At 44.7% G+C, this 20,495-nt stretch carries 14 protein-coding genes, 2 tRNA genes and 1 pseudogene; 6 read left to right on the plus strand and 11 right to left on the minus strand.

Translation table 11 applies throughout. The annotated features are described in order from the left end of the window. Positions 1-484 precede the first annotated feature (484 nt). Positions 485-661: a cellulose-binding domain-containing protein gene (locus MD588_RS26195; RefSeq protein ID WP_322784228.1), complete on the minus strand. Its 177-nt coding sequence runs from the start codon at positions 659-661 to the stop codon at positions 485-487. Next, positions 641-3,841: pseudogene (locus tag MD588_RS02665) on the minus strand (chitinase C-terminal domain-containing protein); the annotation flags it as partial. The pseudogene MD588_RS02665 and the gene MD588_RS26195, both read right to left, overlap by 21 nt. Positions 3,842-4,374: 533 nt before the next feature. Here MD588_RS02665 and MD588_RS02670 point away from each other — a divergent pair. Beyond that, entirely contained in the window at positions 4,375-5,607 is a 1,233-nt protein-coding gene (locus MD588_RS02670) for an EAL and HDOD domain-containing protein (protein ID WP_265695254.1), read from the plus strand. A gap of 152 nt (positions 5,608-5,759) precedes the next feature. On the opposite strand, the gene MD588_RS02675 is transcribed toward MD588_RS02670, so the two are convergent. Then, on the minus strand, positions 5,760-6,404 hold the full coding sequence (locus MD588_RS02675; protein ID WP_265695255.1) for a YccT family protein: 645 nt from the start codon (positions 6,402-6,404) through the stop codon (positions 5,760-5,762). Positions 6,405-6,617: 213 nt separating this feature from the next. Between MD588_RS02675 and MD588_RS02680 the strand changes: the two genes are divergently transcribed. Both MD588_RS02680 and MD588_RS02685 read left to right on the plus strand, forming a co-directional pair. Next, positions 6,618-6,998 (plus strand): VanZ family protein, encoded by a 381-nt coding sequence (locus MD588_RS02680; RefSeq protein WP_265695256.1) that lies wholly within the window; start codon positions 6,618-6,620, stop codon positions 6,996-6,998. A 153-nt stretch (positions 6,999-7,151) separates the two neighbouring features. Continuing rightward, positions 7,152-7,910, plus strand: coding sequence for a sulfite exporter TauE/SafE family protein (locus tag MD588_RS02685; RefSeq protein WP_265695257.1), 759 nt, complete (start codon positions 7,152-7,154; stop codon positions 7,908-7,910). Positions 7,911-8,056: 146 nt separating this feature from the next. Here the strand turns inward: MD588_RS02685 and MD588_RS02690 are convergent, their stop codons facing one another. Together MD588_RS02690 and MD588_RS02695 are read right to left on the minus strand one after the other, a co-directional pair. Beyond that, positions 8,057-9,247, minus strand: coding sequence for a class I SAM-dependent methyltransferase (locus tag MD588_RS02690; protein WP_265695258.1), 1,191 nt, complete (start codon positions 9,245-9,247; stop codon positions 8,057-8,059). A 229-nt stretch (positions 9,248-9,476) separates the two neighbouring features. Next, complete coding sequence (locus tag MD588_RS02695; protein WP_265695259.1) at positions 9,477-10,877, minus strand: methyl-accepting chemotaxis protein; 1,401 nt, start codon at positions 10,875-10,877, stop codon at positions 9,477-9,479. Between the two features lie 98 nt (positions 10,878-10,975). On the opposite strand from MD588_RS02695, the gene yccX reads away from it, so the two are divergent. Beyond that, complete coding sequence (gene yccX, locus MD588_RS02700) at positions 10,976-11,248, plus strand: acylphosphatase (RefSeq protein ID WP_265695261.1); 273 nt, start codon at positions 10,976-10,978, stop codon at positions 11,246-11,248. 72 nt (positions 11,249-11,320) lie between these two features. On the opposite strand, the gene tusE is transcribed toward yccX, so the two are convergent. The 4 genes from tusE to MD588_RS02720 all read right to left on the minus strand — a co-directional run bounded on the left by tusE (position 11,321) and on the right by MD588_RS02720 (position 15,275). Further along, complete coding sequence (gene tusE, locus MD588_RS02705; protein ID WP_265695263.1) at positions 11,321-11,650, minus strand: sulfurtransferase TusE; 330 nt, start codon at positions 11,648-11,650, stop codon at positions 11,321-11,323. Between the two features lie 137 nt (positions 11,651-11,787). After that, positions 11,788-12,453, minus strand: coding sequence for a Bax inhibitor-1/YccA family protein (locus MD588_RS02710; protein ID WP_265695266.1), 666 nt, complete (start codon positions 12,451-12,453; stop codon positions 11,788-11,790). Between the two features lie 431 nt (positions 12,454-12,884). Beyond that, the gene (locus MD588_RS02715) at positions 12,885-14,111 is read right to left on the minus strand and encodes an amino acid ABC transporter substrate-binding protein (RefSeq protein ID WP_265695268.1); all 1,227 of its coding nucleotides are present in this window, start codon (positions 14,109-14,111) and stop codon (positions 12,885-12,887) included. Positions 14,112-14,357: 246 nt separating this feature from the next. Then, positions 14,358-15,275 carry an SPOR domain-containing protein gene (locus tag MD588_RS02720; protein WP_265695269.1) on the minus strand — a complete coding sequence of 306 codons (918 nt, stop codon included), beginning with the start codon at positions 15,273-15,275 and terminating at the stop codon, positions 14,358-14,360. Between the two features lie 296 nt (positions 15,276-15,571). On the opposite strand from MD588_RS02720, the gene MD588_RS02725 reads away from it, so the two are divergent. Together MD588_RS02725 and MD588_RS02730 are read left to right on the plus strand one after the other, a co-directional pair. Further along, positions 15,572-15,662: transfer RNA gene (locus MD588_RS02725), tRNA-Ser, on the plus strand. 42 nt (positions 15,663-15,704) lie between these two features. Continuing rightward, a tRNA-Asp gene (locus MD588_RS02730) sits at positions 15,705-15,781 on the plus strand. A 227-nt stretch (positions 15,782-16,008) separates the two neighbouring features. Here MD588_RS02730 and MD588_RS02735 read toward each other — a convergent pair. Both MD588_RS02735 and MD588_RS02740 read right to left on the minus strand, forming a co-directional pair. After that, entirely contained in the window at positions 16,009-18,333 is a 2,325-nt protein-coding gene (locus MD588_RS02735; RefSeq protein WP_265695270.1) for a cytochrome c peroxidase, read from the minus strand. Positions 18,334-18,913: 580 nt separating this feature from the next. Next, positions 18,914-20,140: an L-lactate MFS transporter gene (locus tag MD588_RS02740; RefSeq protein ID WP_265695271.1), complete on the minus strand. Its 1,227-nt coding sequence runs from the start codon at positions 20,138-20,140 to the stop codon at positions 18,914-18,916. Positions 20,141-20,495: the final 355 nt, after the last annotated feature.

A 20,495-nucleotide genomic window follows, 5' to 3' on the forward strand; every position in this document is an offset into this window, starting at 1 on the left:
TTATCATAAAATAATTTTAATTTTAGGCTTGGATGTGATTATTCTTGAGCCCCAAAAAAGCAAAAAAATCCGGTTTTATTAAAATAAAGCAAGTCAAATGTATTAGATTACATTACTTTAAATTGCATTTTTAAATTTATTGGTACATCAGTCTCAAGTCTGAGGAATGTTGAGTAAATCTGGAAAAGTTGTTATTCATAAAGCTTTAATTGTCTGTTTATTAACCACAAAATCACAAACATATCTTATAAACATTGAATTATTAGCACCTGAACTGTTTGGCTGTTTTTTGAGCACAATATCGCACTTTTTCGTTCAAAAAGATGAGCTGTGATTTTGGTGTTGCGCACCTTGTTGCGCATGGGGGCGGGATGAGACAAGGCGTATTTTTTCTATGTGTAATTGCTAAGCAGCTGTAAATACAGCTATTTCAATAAAAAAGCGCGGGAAATTTCCCGCGCTTGGTTTTCAGGTTAACAGTTGGTTATATTGTGCACACTTTTGCCCAGCTGCCATCACTGCCTGGTGTCGAGCTTGTCCACCAGTTTGCTTGGTAGACGACGCCATTATGGATGATTTTATCGCCTTGGTTGGCATGGCTTGGGTTACCTGACCAGTCAGTTTGTGGCCAGTTAGGGTAGGTGTTAATACCGTTAGTCACACATTCGCCGCTCCCGCCGTTGTCACCGCCTCCGTTTCCGCCGCCAGTAGCGATATCACCGATTGGAAGATCTGGATGCTCGAATTTAAAGGCGTAGTCTTTTCCGTTCACATTAACGGCATAGTTTGCAGGACCTGAGATTGGTAGGTAGTAAACCATATCAAGTTCATAGGTGCCGCCTGCCGGAAGGTTCTTCCAACTAGGTAATGTGAAGGCGACACGGTGCATGTCGCCCTGGAGCCCGCCAATGTTATTGGCAGCGGTATGGCCTGATGCGATAACTTTTAAGCCACCACCAGATTGATCCTTGGCATTATCAGGTGCAGAGGTCGGGATGTCGAACTGGAATTCAGTTCCACCAGGTAGCTCATGGCCGGAATTGTTGGTGAAGGTGAGCTTAGGGTTAATCGGATAGTTCTGATCGCCGACCTTAAATCCACCAATTGATACTGTAATATCAAGCGCTTCAGTTGGAATAGGGTCCGTCGCAATCGTATTGCCATAAGGTGTGGCAGACTTGAACTTATCGTAAATCGCCTTGGTCATGGTGTTACCCATGTGATATTCACCGTTGCCAGTTTTACAGGCATTTTCAGTGGTATCGACAGTGGTACGGTTACCGTTGGCATCGAGAACATAACAGCTATAGTCACCTGCTAACTCCCAGAACATGATACCACCGATTTCTTTATCGATGACATAGTCAGCTTTGGTATTGATTGACTCTTTGTCTTCGGTAGACAGGAAGACTTTTTTCTCTGCATTCCATAGCCACGGAGCAACAGCGACACTGTCGTAGTTACGTGCATAGGTACCCACTAATGGATGCGTTTCCGGGGTTAGACCGTATGTCACCGTGTAGCTGCCGTATATGCCTTGCGTCAGGTTCATCGCATGCCACATTGGGTTTGAACCTGCGCCCATCTCGTCACCGGCGGCTCCTTTGTCATGCCAAAGGTTATCGATGCCCATCGCGCCGTTCCCACAGTTATTCTTCTCGCCTTCACCGGTTCCTGGTAGGCACTCAGCTTGGTTCGGAAGAGCTGCCCGTCCCCATAGACCATTTTCTCCGCCAGTTACTCCCTGCCAGCCACGCGTATAGTATGGAACCCCGATATTGATGCGGCCTGCAGGCATCGAGCCTCTGAAGTAGTGGTAAGCCCAGTCAGTATTCAGGTAACCAATACCGCCGTAGGCTGCTGTACCGTAGACATTCCACATGGCCAGCTCTGAGTCTTTACCTGTGTCATACAACGCAGCATTGTGGCCAACATGATCGTTCCATGCACCGTGCAGGTCATAGGACATGATGTTGACGTAGTCCAGATACTGAGTGACATCAAATGTTTCCATGCCGCGTAGCAGGTAACCCGAAGACGGAGCCGCGATGGTGAGCATATAGTGAGTGCCATCTTTAGCCGATGCTTGGTCAAGCTTCTCTCGGAGCACTTTCATGAGCTCTTGGTATGATGCCCATAGGTACTTACGGCGCGGCTCCATGAAGGCGCTGTCGTCTGGATTACCGGCACCTGCCATTGAGGTTGGGTACTCATAGTCAATATCAAGGCCATCGAACTTGTATTTTTTCATCATAGCCACAGCGGAATCGGCAAACTTCTGGATTCCAGCGTGATTGATGCTGCCGTCGGCATTGGTGGTCATGGTGTAGAAGCCACCATCTGCCACACGCTTGCCATCCGCGCCGAAGTGGCCACCTGTTTCAGCCCAGCCACCAATCGAAATGAGTGTTTTCACCCCGTGTTTGGCTTTTGCCGTTGCGAGGGCACCAAAGTGACCTTTGAAACCTAGAGTCGGATCAATTTCGACACCTGGCCATTCTTTACCTGTTGCGGCATTTTCGGGATCATTCACATCGCCGACATTGACTTTGCCGTCAGAGCCGATGCTGACAAAGGCGTAGTTGATATGGGTTAGTTGCTCCCATGGAATATCTTTTACCAGGTAAGAGCTTTGCGGATCATTGCCTGCTCGCCAACTCGTAAAGTAGCCAATCACACGGCGAGGGTGATCGGCGCCCATTAGTTCACGACCTTGCTCGTCATAAATTGTGCAGTAAGGAACACTAACACCTTCGGTTTGGTATAGCCCGTCAGGGCGACAATCTTTCGCAGTGGAGCCACCATTAACAATCAGCTGCTTGACAGTGGAGTCGGTGGTAGCGCTTAGGTCATCGGTTGCGCGAGCAAAGATGTTCAGGGTACCTGCTTGTGCTGTTGTGTAAGCTAATGTGAAAGGTGCAGTCGCTGAGGTGCCTATTAAGGCGCCGTTGACGAAGAAATCGACTTTATCGACGGTGCCGTCGGTATCGGTAGCACTGGATGAAAGTGTTACTGTACCGCCAATATCAATTGAATTGGCTGAAAGGGTGAGATCAACCGACGGTGGCACATTGCCGACTTCCTGGACAACAACAGCTGTGGCGGATTCAGACACTGCACCTTTGTCATCAAATGCCTTGGCTTTAATTGTGTGAGAACCTGCGATAGCCGACCAGTTTACGACATATGGTGCGCTCTTGACTGTTGCGAGCAGTGTATTACCAATATAGAACTCAACTTTCTGGATAACACCATCAGAGTCAGAAGCGTTGGCTGAAACAGCGACTACATCACCTGCGGCAATAGCGTCACTGTCTGTAGGGGAGGTAAGAGAAACAGAAGGTGGTTGGTTTATACCTTGCGCTGCGTCTACCGTAATGCTGACAGAGCTAAGTGTAGAATTAAGGCCTTTGTTATCGAATGCTTTGGCTGAAAGGGTGTGCGAACCTTTAACGGCTGTCCATGCAATTGCATAGGGTGAGGAGGTATCATTACCGACCAGCTGGCCATCGATATAGAATTCTACCTTGGCAACGGTTCCGTCACTGTCGTCAGCATTGGCTGCAATACTGACAGTATCGCCTTCGGTGATAGCATCGGAGGCTGAGGGTGAAGTCAGTGAAACACTCGGCGCAACGTTGTCTGCTCCGGTACTACACTCGTCAACAAAGCTCCACTCCTGATAGTTGCCCGAGTGGCTAGCTGGATTCTGCCCTTGTGTCCACCAGTTGGCTTTATAGACCTTACTGGCTTCTTGTACTTGGGCTCCGCCGGTATAAGCGGTTGTGCTATCCCATACATCAATAGTGCTACAATCCATTGCTGCCTGAGCATTAAAAGCCAGTATGCATGAAGCGGTGAGGGTACTGAGCTTGAACACTCTCGTTATCACCTTTCCTTGTTTTGAATGATTCATTGATTCATCCTTAAGTCATTGTTCTATTATTGGTAAAAAAATCAGTACGGCTGGTTTTGCTTAAATTACGCCGTAAAATAACTATAGAAAACAGGCTTTCTAGTGCATTAGGTTTTGTCGTGTTTTACATGGCAACTCGCAAAAAAGTGTTGTTCTAGTGCAATATGGAACAGCTTATTTTGCATCAATAACTAATTTGTTTATTTCAGGTTTACATATTGTTTTTATGATCGGATTTAAAAGTGTATGCATCTGGTTGCTTTTGTTGTGCTAGGATTATGACATATAGATTTACTTAGACACAGATGAAGTGTTTGATAGGCGGGTTGAATGCTTGGTTGGTAATCATTTGACTTGTTTATAAAGCACTTGTATAAAGCAAAATATAATCTTCCTTCAATAACGTATGGATTGCGATGTTTGTTCATAATAGGAACAAGTGTTAGAGAATGACCTAAATGGAATTTTCCGCAGTAAGACAGCCCATTTATAATGCTAGAAAAAACAAAGTTGCTTATCAGGTCAGTTTTCTGAACCGGAAGCAGTTGGTGAATAAATGTATTCCATCGGTTGTTTTTCAAGATAAATCTGATCCCAGAAAACTTTATGAACTGTTGACTAAAGCAGGAATTGATTATTACTCCGATAATAAAACAGTGATCATTGCTTTTGAGCGCGAGACATTGAGGGGGGTGTTTGACTACTTCTTTCCTTCAAGAGGCCTGGTTATTGAACTCTCTCCCATGGAGAAGCTGGATGACGATCTTCTTGAACTTGTACGTATCGGTAAAAGTCGCAATTATCATATGATTCTTGGTGAGAAGGTATTACTTACGGGTAATGAAGAGTTTTTGAAATATATTAGCCATGTGAAATTAGATGTGGCCAATAAACCTCCTGAACTGGTGCAGGCGCTTGTAAATAAAGCACAGCAGAATAATGTTCGGGTTATTATTGACAATATTACTTCAGATGAAGAGTTTCAAAAATACAGCACTATTAGTGTGGACTTCTTTAAAGGCGATGTGTTCTCTAAGCAAGACTTGGTCGAAGTACGTACCAGTAAACTCAATGAAGGAACACTACTTGGTGTATTTCAGCATGTTATGTCCGATGATTATTGCTATCAGGAATTAACGGATATATTAGCGTCAGATATTCAGCTAACCCATAAGCTGCTCTCCTTTTTGAATTCTGTGTTATACGGAAGAAAAGGAAGTATTTACTCCATCAAGCAGGCTGTCTGCTTTATGGGGGAAAATAAAATGCGCAAGTTTGTCTCTCTGTTAACCGCACAAGAGCTTACCGATACCCGTCCGGGTGATATTTATACCAAGGCAGCGAGTCGGGCGAGGTTTTGCGAATTACTGGCGATGACAATGGGTAAAAAAAGAGCTGTGGTGGACAGAGTCTTCTTGTGCGGTCTGTTTTCAAATCTTCCCGATATTCTAGGGTTAGATATGGAAGAAGCCTTGGATATGCTAAAAATTCATGATGATATCAAGAAGGCACTAACTGGCACTGAGGGTGAATTGAAGCGTTTGGTTGATATGGTTATTGCCTATGAAGCTGCCGACTGGCAGACATTGGAAGAACTTACCGAGGGGAGTAATATCTCGGTCGACTTGGTTCCGCGGCTATATCGGCAAATGCTAAAAGAAGTCAAAGCGGAGACTTATCATGTCCACTAGCATTTGAGTCGATGCCCAATCATAAGTCTATGATATCGCTTAAATATATCAAATAGAAAGGCCCGGCACTGCTGGGCCTTTTGCTATCGCTAATCAGTACACACTTCGCTTGAGAAGCTGTTCAAAAAGAGTACTGATATTTGTAACCATTATCACTGCTGGTTGATACGCGCCTTAAATCGAGCGCGGGTCGCTTCATCAGCTTGCTCGTACCAGTAGTTAAGCATATTCTCGGCGACATTCTTTCCCTGAGGCTGTTGGCCTTTAACTGCTGGCTTCGCTGTTTGAGCAGGAACAGCGGCAGGAAGGGTAGTAACAGCAACGGCCGCCTGTAAGGCCGCTGGCTTGTCTGTTTGGTTATAGGCTGCGATTTCAGCCTCGTAGTCACGGCCAAACTGTAGGCCGCTCTTGATGAGCTTGTCTTGTGCAAAACTTACGTCGCTCCCCTCGCTATCTTTCAATGATACGGAAGGGCGCTTGTTAAATTTCTGGGTGTCTTGCGCTGTACGTAGTTTCGGCACTTCAAGTTTGTAGGCTGAGTCTTGGCCTTCGAAGGTCACGATGATAACGTCAGATTTAAATAGCTTGTGCTCGCCGTTTTCACGGTATCCGTCTTGATAACGGAAGGCAATCTGGTTTTCTCCGTTCTCTAGGGTTAGGGGATCGTTTCCTTCGGCTTCATAACCATTCACTAGTACCAGCTCGGCGCTGTAAGGGAGATCTAGCTTTATATCTGCAAGAGTCGGAAAGCTCAGTCCGCATACGGCTGCGGCTAGAATGGCAGTGCGAAATTTCATGTCAGTTCCTTGATGGTTATATTTGTCACGGCAGTTTGGCGCTTACAGCCTGAATAGAGGCTGAACGCTGTAGCGTATATGGCAGAGAATAATGTATTAATACTTCCCGCTCAAGATAAGGAAAATAAGCGCTATCTGTTTTGCATGTTCTGGTAACATGGGCTGCTCTTTGCCTCGTTAGATATACAGCAGATATTACTTGATAGGGACTCAATGACTCCTCTTTTACGGTTTATCCACCGATTTTGGATAGTAATCACACTTCTAATCTTATTCACAATTACTTTTCTATCACTATCTCCTCTGGCGGCTTTGCCTGCTGTTCCGGGGACGGATAAAACGCATCACTTTGTAGCCTATGCGGCACTGATGTTTTCGGTTGCACTGAGAAAGCCCAAATATTGGCTACTTTGGGCGTTATTTTTTGCTTGTTGGAGTGGGGGGATCGAGCTATTACAACCCTATGTAAACCGCCATGGCGAGTGGTGGGATTTTGCGGCAAATGTTGGTGGCCTGATTTGCGGGGCAATTCTGGCTAGTGTGATAAATCGGATCTTTCCGCTTGCTCCAACAAATCGTAAATCGATCCCCTAGATTTGCAATTTATTGGTGTGATTCGTAGTCTGAAAAACGCATTGTTCAGTCTTGCTTTTAATTGTTTGTAATGAGATTGCCAATGATGCCTCTGTCAAGGTTGAGCTAAGGCGACAGGGAAGGTTTGAAGTGAAATAGGATAGTGAGCACTATATGGATATTACTCTGCTCCAAGTCGTGTTGCTGCTGGTAACGGGATTCTTGGCTGGCATTATTAACACGCTTGCTGGTGGCGGCTCGAATTTAACACTACCTGCGTTAATGGTCATGGGTATGCCTGCTGAGGTCGCAAATGCGACCAACCGTGTCGGCGTTGCTATTCAGGGGCTGACGGCAGTGGCTGGTTTCCGTAAGCACGGCAAGTTAGATACCGACGATACGGTGCCGATCCTGATCCCATCGGTTATCGGTGGCTTACTAGGTGCTGCTGGTGCGGCCTATGCGCCTACAGAATGGATTAAACCCTTATTGCTAGGCACTATGCTGGCCATGGCTTTAGTTATCTTGGTTAAGCCGTCAATTGTTGCTCCTGAGCCGGGAACGCAGAGCCGAAAGGTGTTAAGTACGCCAAGCTCATGGTGGGGGCTCGGGCTTGCTGGGTTTTATGGAGGTTTTGTACAGGCTGGGGTAGGGTTTGTCTTGCTAGCGGCTCTTGCTGGAACGCTGCGCTATGATCTGGTCAGAGCCAATGCCCTCAAAATGCTGTGTACCCTCGTGTTTACCGTTGTGGCCTTGGGGCTGTTTATCGCTGAAGGATTGGTGATGTGGATTCCGGGCGTTATTCTGGCCTTCGGGACAATGTTCGGGGCAAATATGGCGGTGAAGATGGCAATCAATGCCAAGCCGGAAACATTGAAGTGGTTTTTGTTCATTATGACGTTATGTGGTTGCGGGGCTGCAATGCTGAGTTAATGCCAATTTGGACTAGTAGATCAGATATTTATGTAGATTGGTATTATTTAAGTTGTGGCGGTTTAGAACCAGTAAGAGAAAGGCTGACAAAATTGTCAGCCTTTTTTTATGTTTTAGTATGCCGTGGTGCTAATTTAGCAGAGCTATTATTTTACGTAGCAGGCAAAGCCTTTCAGGTAGAAGCCTTCAGGGTAAGCACTGTCTAGAGGGTGATCGGCTGCTTGGCTGAAACGCTCAATAAACTGTACTTCACGTTTTGCATCCAGGGCTGCATCCGCAATGATTTTTTGGAACAGGTTATTGTCCATTAGGCCCGAGCATGAATAAGTCAGTAGTGTGCCACCTGGTTTGAGGATCTGCATCGCCAGCATATTGATATCTTTGTAGCCACGGCATGCACCAACAAGCTGAGATTTTGATTCAGCAAATTTAGGTGGATCCATAATAACAACATCGAACTGCTCGCCGCGCTCACGGTATTCGCGCAATAGCTTGAATACATCGGCATTCAAGAATTCTGCGTATTCAACTGGTAGGTTGTTCATCTCTGCATTTAGGCGAGCTGTATCAAGTGCTGGCTGAGAAACATCGACGTTAACCACTTTGCTCGCCCCACCTTTAAGGGCGTAAAGGCCAAAACCACCTGTGTAACAGAAGCAGTTAAGTACGCGTTTACCATTGACATACTTAACAGCGCCTTGGCGGCTGTCACGCTGGTCAAGGTAGAAACCTGTCTTGTGGCCACCAACGATATCAACATTAATTCTAACGCCATTTTCTTCGATGGTTACGAACTTAGGTGGCTCTTCGCCTGAAAGTACACCGGTACGTTGCTTTAGACCTTCTTTCTTGCGAACTGAAACATCAGAGCGCTCGTAAATGCTGCATTCTGGGTAGCAGATATTCAGGGCTTCAACCAACGCATCTTTTTGCGCTTCAGCACCTGCACTTAATAGTTGGCAAACTAGGAAGTTCTGGTAGCGATCAATAGTGATGCCCGGAAGGCCGTCTGACTCTGCAGCAATCAGGCGGTAGCCAGTTAGCCCGTCTCGCTCGGCCAAAATATCACGCAGGCCTTGTGCGCTGTTCAGACGGTTTACGAAGAAATCGACATCGATGGCTTCGTTTTTATTGAATGTCCATACGCGAACACGAATCTGAGATTGTGGAGAATAAGCACCGCGAGCTAGCCACTCACCTTTGTGGTCGAATACTTCAACAGTTTCGCCGAGCGAAGGTTTGCCTTCGATACGTTGAATACCACGTGAAAATACCCAAGGGTGGCGGCGGCGAAGTGATTTCTCACGGCCTTTTACCAGATAAATTGAAGCTGTCATGACATGCCCAGTATGGAGTTCAGAATGGTCGCGTATTATGTTGTCAGCAAAGCGGAAAAGCAAATTAAAGTTAACAGTTATATCAAACAGAGTCATTGTTCTGTTTGGTATTGGGCTATAAATTGCGGTAGCTAAAGACGGCTGAGCCAGATTGATGTCGTTCAAGTCTGAGCAACCAAAACAAAAAAGGGCATGCACTGCACGCCCTTTAGTATCTGAGATAGTGAAGTTATGCCTTCAACCCACTCATAAGAGACTCAAGTACTTCGGCTTGTTGGTTAAGCCGCTCGATTTGGTTGGCTGACTGAGTAATAACGTCGCAGATTTGATGGGATTGTGCTCGAACTTGTTCAACATTTGAAGCAATGTTGTCAGCCACGGCGCCTTGTTGCTCTGCGGCTGCCGCAATTTCAGTACTGCGATCTGAGATATGCTGGTTACGCTCGGTGATCTGGCAGATTTCATTGTCAACGGAGTCCATTAGCTGCTCGCTGCTCTGTGCGTTATCTACCGTGTTTTTCATTACCGCCATCAGCTGCTGGCTGTTGTGCTGTAAAGACTCAATCATTTGCTGGATTTCTACCGTGGCACCCTGAGTTCGACCCGCCAGGGTACGGACCTCATCGGCCACAACAGCAAAGCCACGACCTTGTTCACCGGCTCGGGCTGCTTCAATGGCGGCATTCAGTGCCAGCAAGTTAGTTTGCTCAGAGATGCCATTAATAGTTGTTACCACGTCATCAATCTTTGCAGCGTTGCTATCGAGCTCAGCGACGGCGTCGGCAGCCTGGCCAATTTCAGAGCTCAGTACCGAAATAGCTGAACGGGTCTGGCTGACTTGTCCTCGGCCATGCTCAGATACCTGTTGTGCTTCCCGGGTTTGCTCAGAAGTTTCGTGGGCATGGGTTGCAACCTCTCGGACCGATGTCGCCATTTCTTCAGTGGCACTGGCAAGTGAGTCCAAATGTTGCTGCTGCTCAGAAGAGAGAGACTCGCTCTGATGACTACGCTGGCGTAAATCACTGCTTATCTGTTGCATGAGAGCGGTTGCTTCTTGGGTTGCCTGAACCAGTTTTTGCTCTCTTTCACTAACACGGTCAATTGTAATAGCCAATGTACTGAATTCGTCACGGACTTTAAAAAAGTTCAGTCGGTTTGTTAAATCACCATCGGCGAGTGCTTGGAGTGCTTTGTTGGTGGTGTACATCGCGCCGCCGATGAAAGTCATGATGTAGTACACAGCAGCCAATACAATAAAGAGTAAAATAGATGCAACGCTGATTTGAACTGTCGTTAGGTAGCTCAATAGACTTGAAACATCACTGGTTGTGATGGAGTAGTTCATACCTGACACCAGTGCAGAACGTTCGCCGCCACCAATTGTAAGGCCGTTTTGAGCAATCAGAATAGAAGCATCAGATTGACTGACTTGGTATTCGGATAATAGGGCAGCTGTTGAATTTAGTTGATTAGTCGTGATTTCAATACGTTGTTCATCAGCCGCATCGACTAAAATTGCACTTACACCCAGTACGGCAATAATGGGGAGAAGGAAAAGGAGATAGAATTTTTCTTGTAAAGTGAGGTGAATGAGATACTTATCGATCCATCGAAAGGCAACTTCTTTCATTATTGCATCCTATTATTTTGCAGATTTTTCCGTAGTCTTACTGACAGTGTTCATACTAAGTAATTATCGGGAAATAAATAGAATTCTTGAGGTGATTAATGTCACAGATTTGTGTAAAAGCTTTGATTAAGGGAATGGTTCAGGGAGTTGGATTCAGGTTTCATACTGCGCATGAAGGTTTGAAATACGGGCTGACAGGTTACGCAAAGAATTTGCCTGATGGGAGTGTTGAAGTCCTGGCCTGTGGGCATGAGGAGAAAGTGAGTCAGCTGCTGCTTTGGTTGAATACGGGGCCGAGAACATCAAGCGTTGAAAGTGTGGAAGCCGAAGAAGTGGAATGGCGTCATGTTGATGGGTTTGAAATTATGTAGGTCTAGAACCTAGAACCTAGTACTGAACATTCAGTAGCCAGGAACCAGGATCTAGTCACCGAGCTCTAAGTGTTAAATACACTTGACTGGTTTAGGTAGTCCCGCCAGTTTGGTGGCTTGTTTTGCTGGACCTTTCGGGAATAGTTTGTATAAGTAACGCGAGTTACCTTTTTCTTCACCGTATTTCTTGGCCATCGCTTTCACTAGCATACGAATAGCCGGAGAAGTGTTAAATTCTTTGTAGAAATCACGGACAAAGTGAACCACTTCCCAGTGAGCTTCGCTCATTTCGATTCCTTCTTCTTTTGCTAGAAGAGGAACCAGTTCGACAGCCCAGTCATCAACATTTTTGAGATAGCCATGAGCGTCGGTTTCGATTTGTTTGCCTTCAAATTCAAGCATGATGTGCCTCGATCTTTGGAACCGGGAAAGGATAGTGATTAAGGCGTGTTGCTGCAAGTAAAAGTATGTTTTGAGAAAGGCTCCATAATAAAAAAGCGCCCGAAGGGCGCTTTTAGCAACTGGAGTAATTGCGACGATTAATCGTCACCACCCATGATACCTAGGATCTGAAGAAGGCTCAGGAATAGGTTGTAGATAGACACATAAAGTGTCACAGTCGCAGAAATGTAGTTAGTCTCACCACCGCGTACGATATTCTGTGTCGTTAACAAGATAGCTGCAGACGAGAACAGTACGAACATCCCGCTGATTGCTAGAGATAGCATCGGCATCTGTAGGAAGATGTTAGCGATAACAGCAACAATGATCGCCACGAAGCCAGCAAGTATCATACCGTTCAAGAACGATAGGTCACGCTTGGTGGTAAGTGCGTAAGCAGAACACGCCATAAAGGTCAGTGCCGTACCACCTAGTGCAGGAATAATGGCCTGGCCCATACCAGCACCAATGTACATATTTAAGATTGGCCCAAGGGTATATCCCATGAAGCCGGTCAATGCGAATGTAAATACGATACCTAAGCTGCTGTTACGATTTTTTTCAGTTAAGAACATTAGACCGTAAAAGCCCACCAAGGTAATGATTAGGCCTGGATGAGGCATGTTCATTGCCATCGCGAAGCCAGCAACTACCGCCGACCATACTAGTGTGAGCGATAGTAGGAAATATGTGTTGCGTAGAACTTTATTGGTTGAAAGTACGCTTTCGTATGCTGAGCTACGATTGACAATACGATCGTTCATAAATGCTCCCCTTAGGGTTAGTTATGGTGATAGCTGATAAGTCATATATTGAGGCTTTCACTTATAATTGCAAGTCATCAATACGCATATGAGTGATTACCTTTAACGATATGTCTTCTTTAAGTCTTTGAGTCAGATGATACTTAACAATTCATTATCTTTGCTCTCAAAGTTGTAAATTAATGTTTCAACTCCTATCTGGCTCACAAAACTGAAAGCTCGTGCTTCGGAAATTGCTGCTTTTAACGTCACTCTAGATAGGCAATTTAATGTGAGATGGAGTCATCAAGTGCAGAGCTGGTTATTGTTTCTGGCTATGACTGAATTCATGTTGTTGGTGATTTTAACTGCTGTCGAGTTGATGGTTGTATTGAATGAAAATGGGCGAGGGGCGAGAGTAGCTCCCCCCTCGTGATTAGCCGAAAGAGAATTTAGCGAAGTGGTGGAGCGTACATAATCCCGCCATCTCGCCATGTTGCATTAACGCCGCGCTCAACCTTGAGTGGGGAGCTCATTCCGACCGTGCGCTCGAAACTTTCACTGTAGTTACCGACCTGCTTGATCACTTGGTAGCTCCAGTCATCATTGAGTCCAAGACCTTTGCCCTTTGGACCATCGAGGCCAATAAGACGACGAATGTTCGGATCGTTAGACTTTTTCATATCGTCAACACTGATAGATGATACCCCGAGATCTTCAGCATGGATCATGGTGTTGAGTGTCCATCTGACAATGTTGAACCACTGATTATCGTCTTGACGTACTGCTGGTCCAAGAGGTTCTTTGGAAATAAGCTCTGGTAAAACGAGTACACTATCAGGGTTTTCCATGCTCAAACGGTGTACATAGAGAGCTGATTGATCGGTTGTCATTGCTTTGCAACTTCCCGTTTTGAAGCCCTCAACGGTTTCCTCTTCGGTATCAAAAACAATGGGAGTGTACTTTATTTCACGGAAGCGGAAGTAATCGGCCAGATTAAGCTCGGTTGTCGTACCTGATTGGACACAAACGGTCGCGCCATCCAATTCTGTCGCACTCTTTATGCCGGCGTCGGCTTTAACCATGAAGCCTTGGCCATCATAGTAATTTATACCAGCGAAATTGACACCCAATGCGGTGTCTCGGTGTAGTGTCCAAGTCGTATTACGAACTAGCAGATCAACTTCACCGGACTGGAGGGCGGTAAAGCGCTCTTTGGTTGTAAGCGGAATGTACTTCACTTTTGTTTTATCACCAATTGCTGCCGCGGCAACTGCTTGGCAGAATTCAACATCGAGGCCTTCCCACTCGCCTTTGGCGTTAGGCGATGAGAACCCTACTAGCCCGGTACTGACGCCACATTTTATGTAGCCGAGCTTTTTTGCACTTTCTAGTGTTGATGGGTGGTTTTTACTAGCTGGAGCACTGGTTTTTGCGCTAGCTAATTGCTTTTCGAGGCTGGCAACTTTGTCTTCTAACGCTTTCTGATTGGCCGCTCCAGAGTCAGTGCTAGTCAGTTCTGTTGCCTGCGCTGATTGTTCCAGTTGCTGTTCAAGGGATTGGATTTTAGCCTCGAGTGATTTGATTAGTTCTTTGTCTTGAACATTGCTGTTATCACAACCGGAGAGTACAAATACCAAGGTCGAAATTGCGATAGAAAACTGTATCGTTTGCTTCATAGTTGTGTCCTGTCATTCTTTTTATAAGAAGAGAAACCAACATTACATTTCTTATGTAAAGCACTGATTCAATAAATGTATGTTATTCGTATCAATATTCAGTATAGGAACAGATTGCAATTCTTCTAGTAATCGACTTATTAGTTAGCTTAGAAAAGAGTGGAAGGAAAAACTTTTTAGCAGTAAAAGGCCACGTTATGTGGCCTTGATATGAAAAGCTGTCAGGAAAGGGGGATACCCTTAATATTAACTCGCTTCTGTCACGCAAGTTACGTATAGCTGAGCTAAGGGACGATATTCATCATCCTGGCCATTGCGCAGATTTAGGGTTTTTATTTCGCCCGTATACGGATTGATTGTATTACTCCAATAACTGGACTTGATTGGCCATTTGTGGCGTAGAAGTAAGTACTGACCATATGTTTGAAGCTCTTTTAGCTCAGCTGCTGTAGGCAGTCTTAAGCCATATTTTTTACACCAATTTTCTGCGGGCAAGAAATTTACTTTTGACCAGTATTGGTTGTTTTCTTGAGTAAATGCTGGTGGCATTTCCTTTGTTGAATTGATGTTCTTGGGTAAGTGATAGCTTAAGTTGTTGAAGGTAAAAGAATAGATAATTGAGTTCATGATAACTCTATTATCAACCAATTTCTTTTTTTGCTGAGTTGCTGCTGGGGATTGCGCTGATGTCGAGCTTGTGTCTGTTCTGGCATAGCCAGACGTTCTGTTATTAATCGATACAACAGAGGTTGTTTGGCGAATAAAAGTGTTTTTTAGCTTTTGGCTATTCAGTTGGTTTTTTGCGGTTTTAGCTTGGTTGTAGTTTTGGAAAGGGCCAATTAGGCAGCGTAACTTTCCGTTGTCAGGAACAAGATAGCTCTCTTCATGATAGAAGCGGCTGAGCTGTGCGGTCAGCTCTTTATTGGGTAGCGCTTTGCCATAATTGCACTGAAGCCAAAAGCTACTAGGAATATTTTTTGGTTTTCGTCCCCAAAGGCCGTTACCAATATCACATTGTGAATTGAGGAGTTTCCAACCTGATACTGTTTTTTCCACCTGGCAGGTAGTTGACCCCTGTTCTTCCGCGTGGCTAGTTTGAGAGAGAAGTGAGGCAAGGGGGAGCAACAACCAGAAAGAGAGAAGTTGCTTGTTCTTACAGTTCATGGTGCTTACTACTCGCATTAAATGTGTTTACACATTTATGAAAACATAGAATTTGTCACAATAAAGTGAAATGTAAACCAGAAAATATTAATTGAAATGGATTTATGTCGAAATTGAGGGCTAGAGCATTAAATATGACATGAGCTTTGTTGCGCTATTATGATTGTATTTGCATGAATAATGGGTTTTATAGCCTTTAATTTCAGCATCTTGCTTTATATCTGAGTGGTTGGTATTTTTTTACTAAAAAAGGCTTTACAGAAAAACCTGAAATCCGTATTATTCTCCGCACTTACGGAGAGATGGCTGAGTGGTTGAAAGCACCGGTCTTGAAAACCGGCATACGTTTGTAGCGTATCTAGGGTTCAAATCCCTATCTCTCCGCCATATTCTAGAGGTTTGATTTAGTATCGAGCTTCACAAAGAATTGGAGCGGTAGTTCAGTTGGTTAGAATACCGGCCTGTCACGCCGGGGGTCGCGGGTTCGAGTCCCGTCCGCTCCGCCACTACACAGAAGGCTCAGTCGAAAGACTGGGCCTTTTTTGTATGTGTTTAAATGAAATTCGGCCTTCGGTCGAATGAGTTCTCGAAGAGTCCCGCTTGTACGCAAGCCCAGCCGTTCCGCCACTGATTAAAGCCCTTGTCGAAAGACAAGGGCTTTTTCGTATGCGTATAAACTGTGTTCGCCTGCAGGTCGAGTGAGTCCCGCTTGCGCTTAAAGCATGTCTAATGCTTAAAACGTAACACCAATAGTCACGGTAGCGACATTTGACAGCATGCCATTTTCATCCGTTACCTGATAGCTGAACGAATTATCAGTCACTCGGAAAGCCCGGTAGCTAAATGTTCCGTCACCATTATCCGTTAGCGAGCCATTACGAGAGTTTGGCTGGCTAACAATAATAACCGAACTCGGATCTATCGGATAGGTACCGGCCTGATCATTGGCTAGGACATCGATGGCGATAGGTCTGCGGTATGAACCAGACACGCTATCATCAACAGCTTCTGCCGCTTCAACAGGACCAGATGTTTCATCGATCTCACCGCCGTTAAGAAATGGTTGTATTGCCGGTAGGTTTTTTGCCGATCGTCCGTTAGCACCGATGGCCGGCAATTCAAGCCATTTTTCAATGGAACGACCACTGCCGTCATCTTGGACTGTAAACTCATCACCAATTCCACCCACGGGTACAAATAGTTGTGGGCGATCAAACGGCGCTTTTTCCCAGCGTACACGTTCGTCGGTGAGCGATTTCATAAATGCAACAAGGTCATGTTTTTCATCTTCAGTAAGCCCCAGTGATCGAATGTCAGGATCAAGGTTAGAGGTTGTGTTGTTACCGTCAAACCCCGTAGAATCTGAGCTACTATCACCAGTTCGATTACCACCACGGTTGTAGAAGTTCACTACTTGTATTAATGAAGACATACCACCATTGTGCATGTATGGGCCTGTCAGCTCTACATTACGTAGTCCTGGAACTTTGAAAGCACCAAATACCGCATCCCTTTCATAAGGATCGACAGGGTCTTCTGGATTTTCTTCAAAGGTTGAAGGGTCGACTTCGAAGTTATCCGGGGCATTTTTACCAGCTGCAATATCTTTTGCTTGTTGAGTGAATGAGAGAGGGTTACCCCAAGGGTCTTCGCCACCAACACCAATGTCTTCTTTGGTTGGACGCACCCCGATATTGTAAAAACCATTATCATAAAGCGCGATATGGTTGTCACTCATAACCATTCTTTCAACAAGTCCTTCTTCCTCTTCTTCACCGATTAAGTGTGTGGCTGCCTTAGAGAATTCTGGACCGCTATGACAGTTTGCGCACTTACCTTTACCAAGGAAAATTCCCATCCCACGTAATTCTGAGGCAGTTAATGCCGTAGAGTCGCCGTCCATATATCTATCGAACCGTGAATCATCAGAAATTAACGTACTTTCATACAATTGAATCGCGAGCCCCCAGAATAGGGAGAAATTGTTCTCTATCTGGGTAAAACCGTCACTCATTTGCGGACTCATCCAGTACTCGTTATTAAAAGCATCCATAACCATTGTACGATAAGTAGGTATTAGGCCATTAGATGGGTGGGCACTTATAAGTCCAAGCTGGCTATCTGAACGATCAACTTGTTGTAAGGCCAAAGGTTTTAAATCAAGAAGCTTTTTGGCCATCATCTGGAACGATTTTCCGTCGCAGGTCATTTCGAACGGGCTAGTAACAGGGCCAACGGCTTGTGAAGCGGCACTTGAATTGATAAGAGCAACTTTTTTAGGTATAAGCTTGTTGGTTTTTATGTCATAACGGAGAACATGGGCGTCTTTGTTTCTGAGCCCAAAGGGATCGACACCATTAAATGTATTATTGGCTCTACCATCCCAAAAGTTTCTGAAATTAAATATTGCATTGATAACGGTTGGCGTATTTCGTGGTTCAACCTTTCGTGTTGCAATATGTACCACATTAAAGATATCTGCGTCGGTAGTGCAGTTTTCTTTGCCGTCATTAAACTCTGGCGGATATTCATTACCTGATAGGTCAGTAAAGGTAGATGCAAATACCCCCTGTGAAGATGTAACATCATTGCTATCAAACAGAACGGTTGATTTACGATCATCAGGATTTTCATATTTCCTGAACGGAAAGTCTGATGCAGTAAGTGTGTAGTTTGGTCCTCCGGCTCCCCCTGAAAGAGTAGGGTCAAATTTTCCTTGAAATAATGGGTCGGTATGGTTGAGGCTTGGGCTTAGCTGGTTCTTCTGCCGACTATCTGCGCCAGCATTAAAGTGGCAACTACCGCAACTTTGCCCCTGACTTCCTACTTGCATGTCCCAAAATAGTGCCTTACCCAGTTTGATTGCTGCTTTTTTGTTTTTGACATACTCCTCTAGACCTGGAACTGGTGCTGGTTGAATCCCCTTCAATGAGCCAATTGAAGGGGGCTCAACCGGTTCGGCTTCAGCATAAACCAGGCTATTTGACAGTCCGAATATGCACCCTGCTGTTATTAGCACGCCGAGGTGGTGGCGCTTTAATGTATATTTATATTTCATTACTCGCTCCTAGCTTCCATTCATAATGATGAAAAATATATTTGAGTAACGAGCTTTTCACCCGCCATCTAATAATGGCTGTGATTTAATTTCTTAATTATTATTTTTGTGAAAACCAAGAGAGTGCAAATTTAATTTGGCTGGTATGTGGTTGTAGTTGGATATACTAAAGATCGGTTGTTGTTTTAATATCAAGATTGTTGTTTTTGATATTAAGCTAATTATTGAATGTTAGACAGAGCTGTAAATACAGCTATAGGAATTGTTGTTCGAGCTTTATGGGTATCCAAATTTATAGTTTACTTCAGATGGTTATTGATTAGTGTGTTGTAATTTATGCGGGTGTGAGTTGATATAGACAGGCTGGCTTGAAGATGATTATATTTACAGTTGATACTACTTATGTAGTGAATTTGGTTATTTTATCATTTGTGGTAAATGATAAAATAAAGTATTCCTCATATATAGCCATGGAATTAACATGGTTATGTTTCTTAAAAATAAAATTTTGCGCGTATGTTATTATATTAATCGTAAAAAAGCACAGCTTATACTGTGCTTTTTTTATTTTGTAAATTGTTTATGCTTGCGCTAACTTTTTCTCTAGTGCTTCGGCATCAACAGGCTTAGTGATAAAGGACAGAATCACGGCAACGGCCATCATGATAGCGCAGATGGTGTAGGCAAGTGTGTACGTACCAGTAGTATCAACTGCAACTGCCGCAACAACAGGGCCGATAAAGCCACTGATACCCCATGCCGTGTAAAGTACGCCATAGTTTGCACCGTAGTTTTTCAGGCCGTAGTAGTCTGCTGTAATGGATGGGAATACGGCAAGAAGCGTACCGTAGCCGATACCAGCTAGTGCCGCGCCAACCATTAGTGTGAAATCAGACTGGAAGCTCGCGAACATCGCCATGTTGATACCTTGCATGATGAATGCAAGCATCAGAGTTTTAACACCACCAATTTTGTCAGACAGCATACCTGCTGCAATGCGGCCGCCAGAGTTGAAGATAGATAGGATTACAACCAGGTAAGCCGCCTCAGTAATATTCGCTTGGGCCGCAGCAATAGACGTGATGTTACCAATGACCATCAGACCAGCAGAAGATGCTAGGGCAAACATCAGCCACAATGAGTAGAACTGAGGTGTTTTCAGCATTGCACGCCAGTTGATATCAACTGGCTTAGCTGTTGCTTTGTTTGCGGTCCCTGCAGGAGCTTCTGGCGTATAAGTGGCTGGCGGATTGGAGATAGTGCAAGCTAGAGGAACCGCAATAAGCAGAACAGCAACACCTAGGATAAGGAAGCTGGTGTTAATGCCAAAGCCGTCAATGAGTGCAGAGGTTAGCGGGGCAAGATATACCGCCGCTAGACCAAAACCTGCAGCAATCAGACCGTTTACCATTCCTTTTTTAGAAGGGTGGAACCATTTCATGGCTGATGGGGCCAGACACGCGTAGCCGAAGCCAATACCGCAGCCTGTTAGTAGACCGAAGGTTAGGATTAGAAGTACTGGTGACGTAGCAAAGCTGGAAATGATCATACCTAAGCCAACCATTACAGTACCCAGAATAAGGATACGGCGAGGCCCCATACGATCCTGAAGTACGCCTGCTACCAGAAGTGATAGTGAGAAGGTGATTACAGCAACGGTGTAGGGCATCGATGCGTCGGCATTAGACCAACCTAGATCGACGACCAGAGCCTGCTTAAAAACACTCCAAGCATATAGAATACCCATACAAAGATTGATACAGAAACCTGCAAGCAGGATCTGCATAGCTTTATCAAATTTTTTCATTTTTCTCTCAATCACCACGACAAATGCAGCCAGGAAACATTGCTGCAGCATAGGCTCTAATTTTTTTTGGTATTTATCAACAAAAGTTGCATTGTTGATAGGATGCGCGGATTCTATCAACTTTTTTTTAATAGAGAATAGGTAGACATACATTGTTACAAATGTTTCGACTCTTTAATCTAATAAACCTAGTGAGTGGTAAGTGTTTTTTATTAATCTCAGTAGTTTATGGTTGGCTGGTGGCTGTGAAACCGTTCGGGAAACGAGGGAGGAATTTGTAAACCAATGTGTAATATATAAGCATATTGATCCCCCCGTTCAAATGAACGGGGGATTTTTCGTAAGGAATGTAATT

The sequence above is a fragment of the Photobacterium obscurum genome, assembly GCF_026191635.1.
Classification (GTDB): Bacteria; Pseudomonadota; Gammaproteobacteria; order Enterobacterales; family Vibrionaceae; genus Photobacterium; species Photobacterium obscurum.

Coding starts and splice junctions, on each gene's coding strand:
- tusE (WP_265695263.1), bottom strand. CDS start 11,650: ATGCTTGAATTTGAAGGCAAACAAATCGAAACCGACGCTCATGGCTAT.
- yccX (WP_265695261.1), top strand. CDS start 10,976: ATGTCACAGATTTGTGTAAAAGCTTTGATTAAGGGAATGGTTCAGGGA.
- MD588_RS02670 (WP_265695254.1), top strand. CDS start 4,375: ATGGAATTTTCCGCAGTAAGACAGCCCATTTATAATGCTAGAAAAAAC.
- MD588_RS02715 (WP_265695268.1), bottom strand. CDS start 14,111: ATGAAGCAAACGATACAGTTTTCTATCGCAATTTCGACCTTGGTATTT.
- MD588_RS02680 (WP_265695256.1), top strand. CDS start 6,618: ATGACTCCTCTTTTACGGTTTATCCACCGATTTTGGATAGTAATCACA.
- MD588_RS02710 (WP_265695266.1), bottom strand. CDS start 12,453: ATGAACGATCGTATTGTCAATCGTAGCTCAGCATACGAAAGCGTACTT.
- MD588_RS02695 (WP_265695259.1), bottom strand. CDS start 10,877: ATGAAAGAAGTTGCCTTTCGATGGATCGATAAGTATCTCATTCACCTC.
- MD588_RS02690 (WP_265695258.1), bottom strand. CDS start 9,247: ATGACAGCTTCAATTTATCTGGTAAAAGGCCGTGAGAAATCACTTCGC.
- MD588_RS02720 (WP_265695269.1), bottom strand. CDS start 15,275: ATGAACTGTAAGAACAAGCAACTTCTCTCTTTCTGGTTGTTGCTCCCC.
- MD588_RS02685 (WP_265695257.1), top strand. CDS start 7,152: ATGGATATTACTCTGCTCCAAGTCGTGTTGCTGCTGGTAACGGGATTC.
- MD588_RS02675 (WP_265695255.1), bottom strand. CDS start 6,404: ATGAAATTTCGCACTGCCATTCTAGCCGCAGCCGTATGCGGACTGAGC.
- MD588_RS02735 (WP_265695270.1), bottom strand. CDS start 18,333: ATGAAATATAAATATACATTAAAGCGCCACCACCTCGGCGTGCTAATA.
- MD588_RS02740 (WP_265695271.1), bottom strand. CDS start 20,140: ATGAAAAAATTTGATAAAGCTATGCAGATCCTGCTTGCAGGTTTCTGT.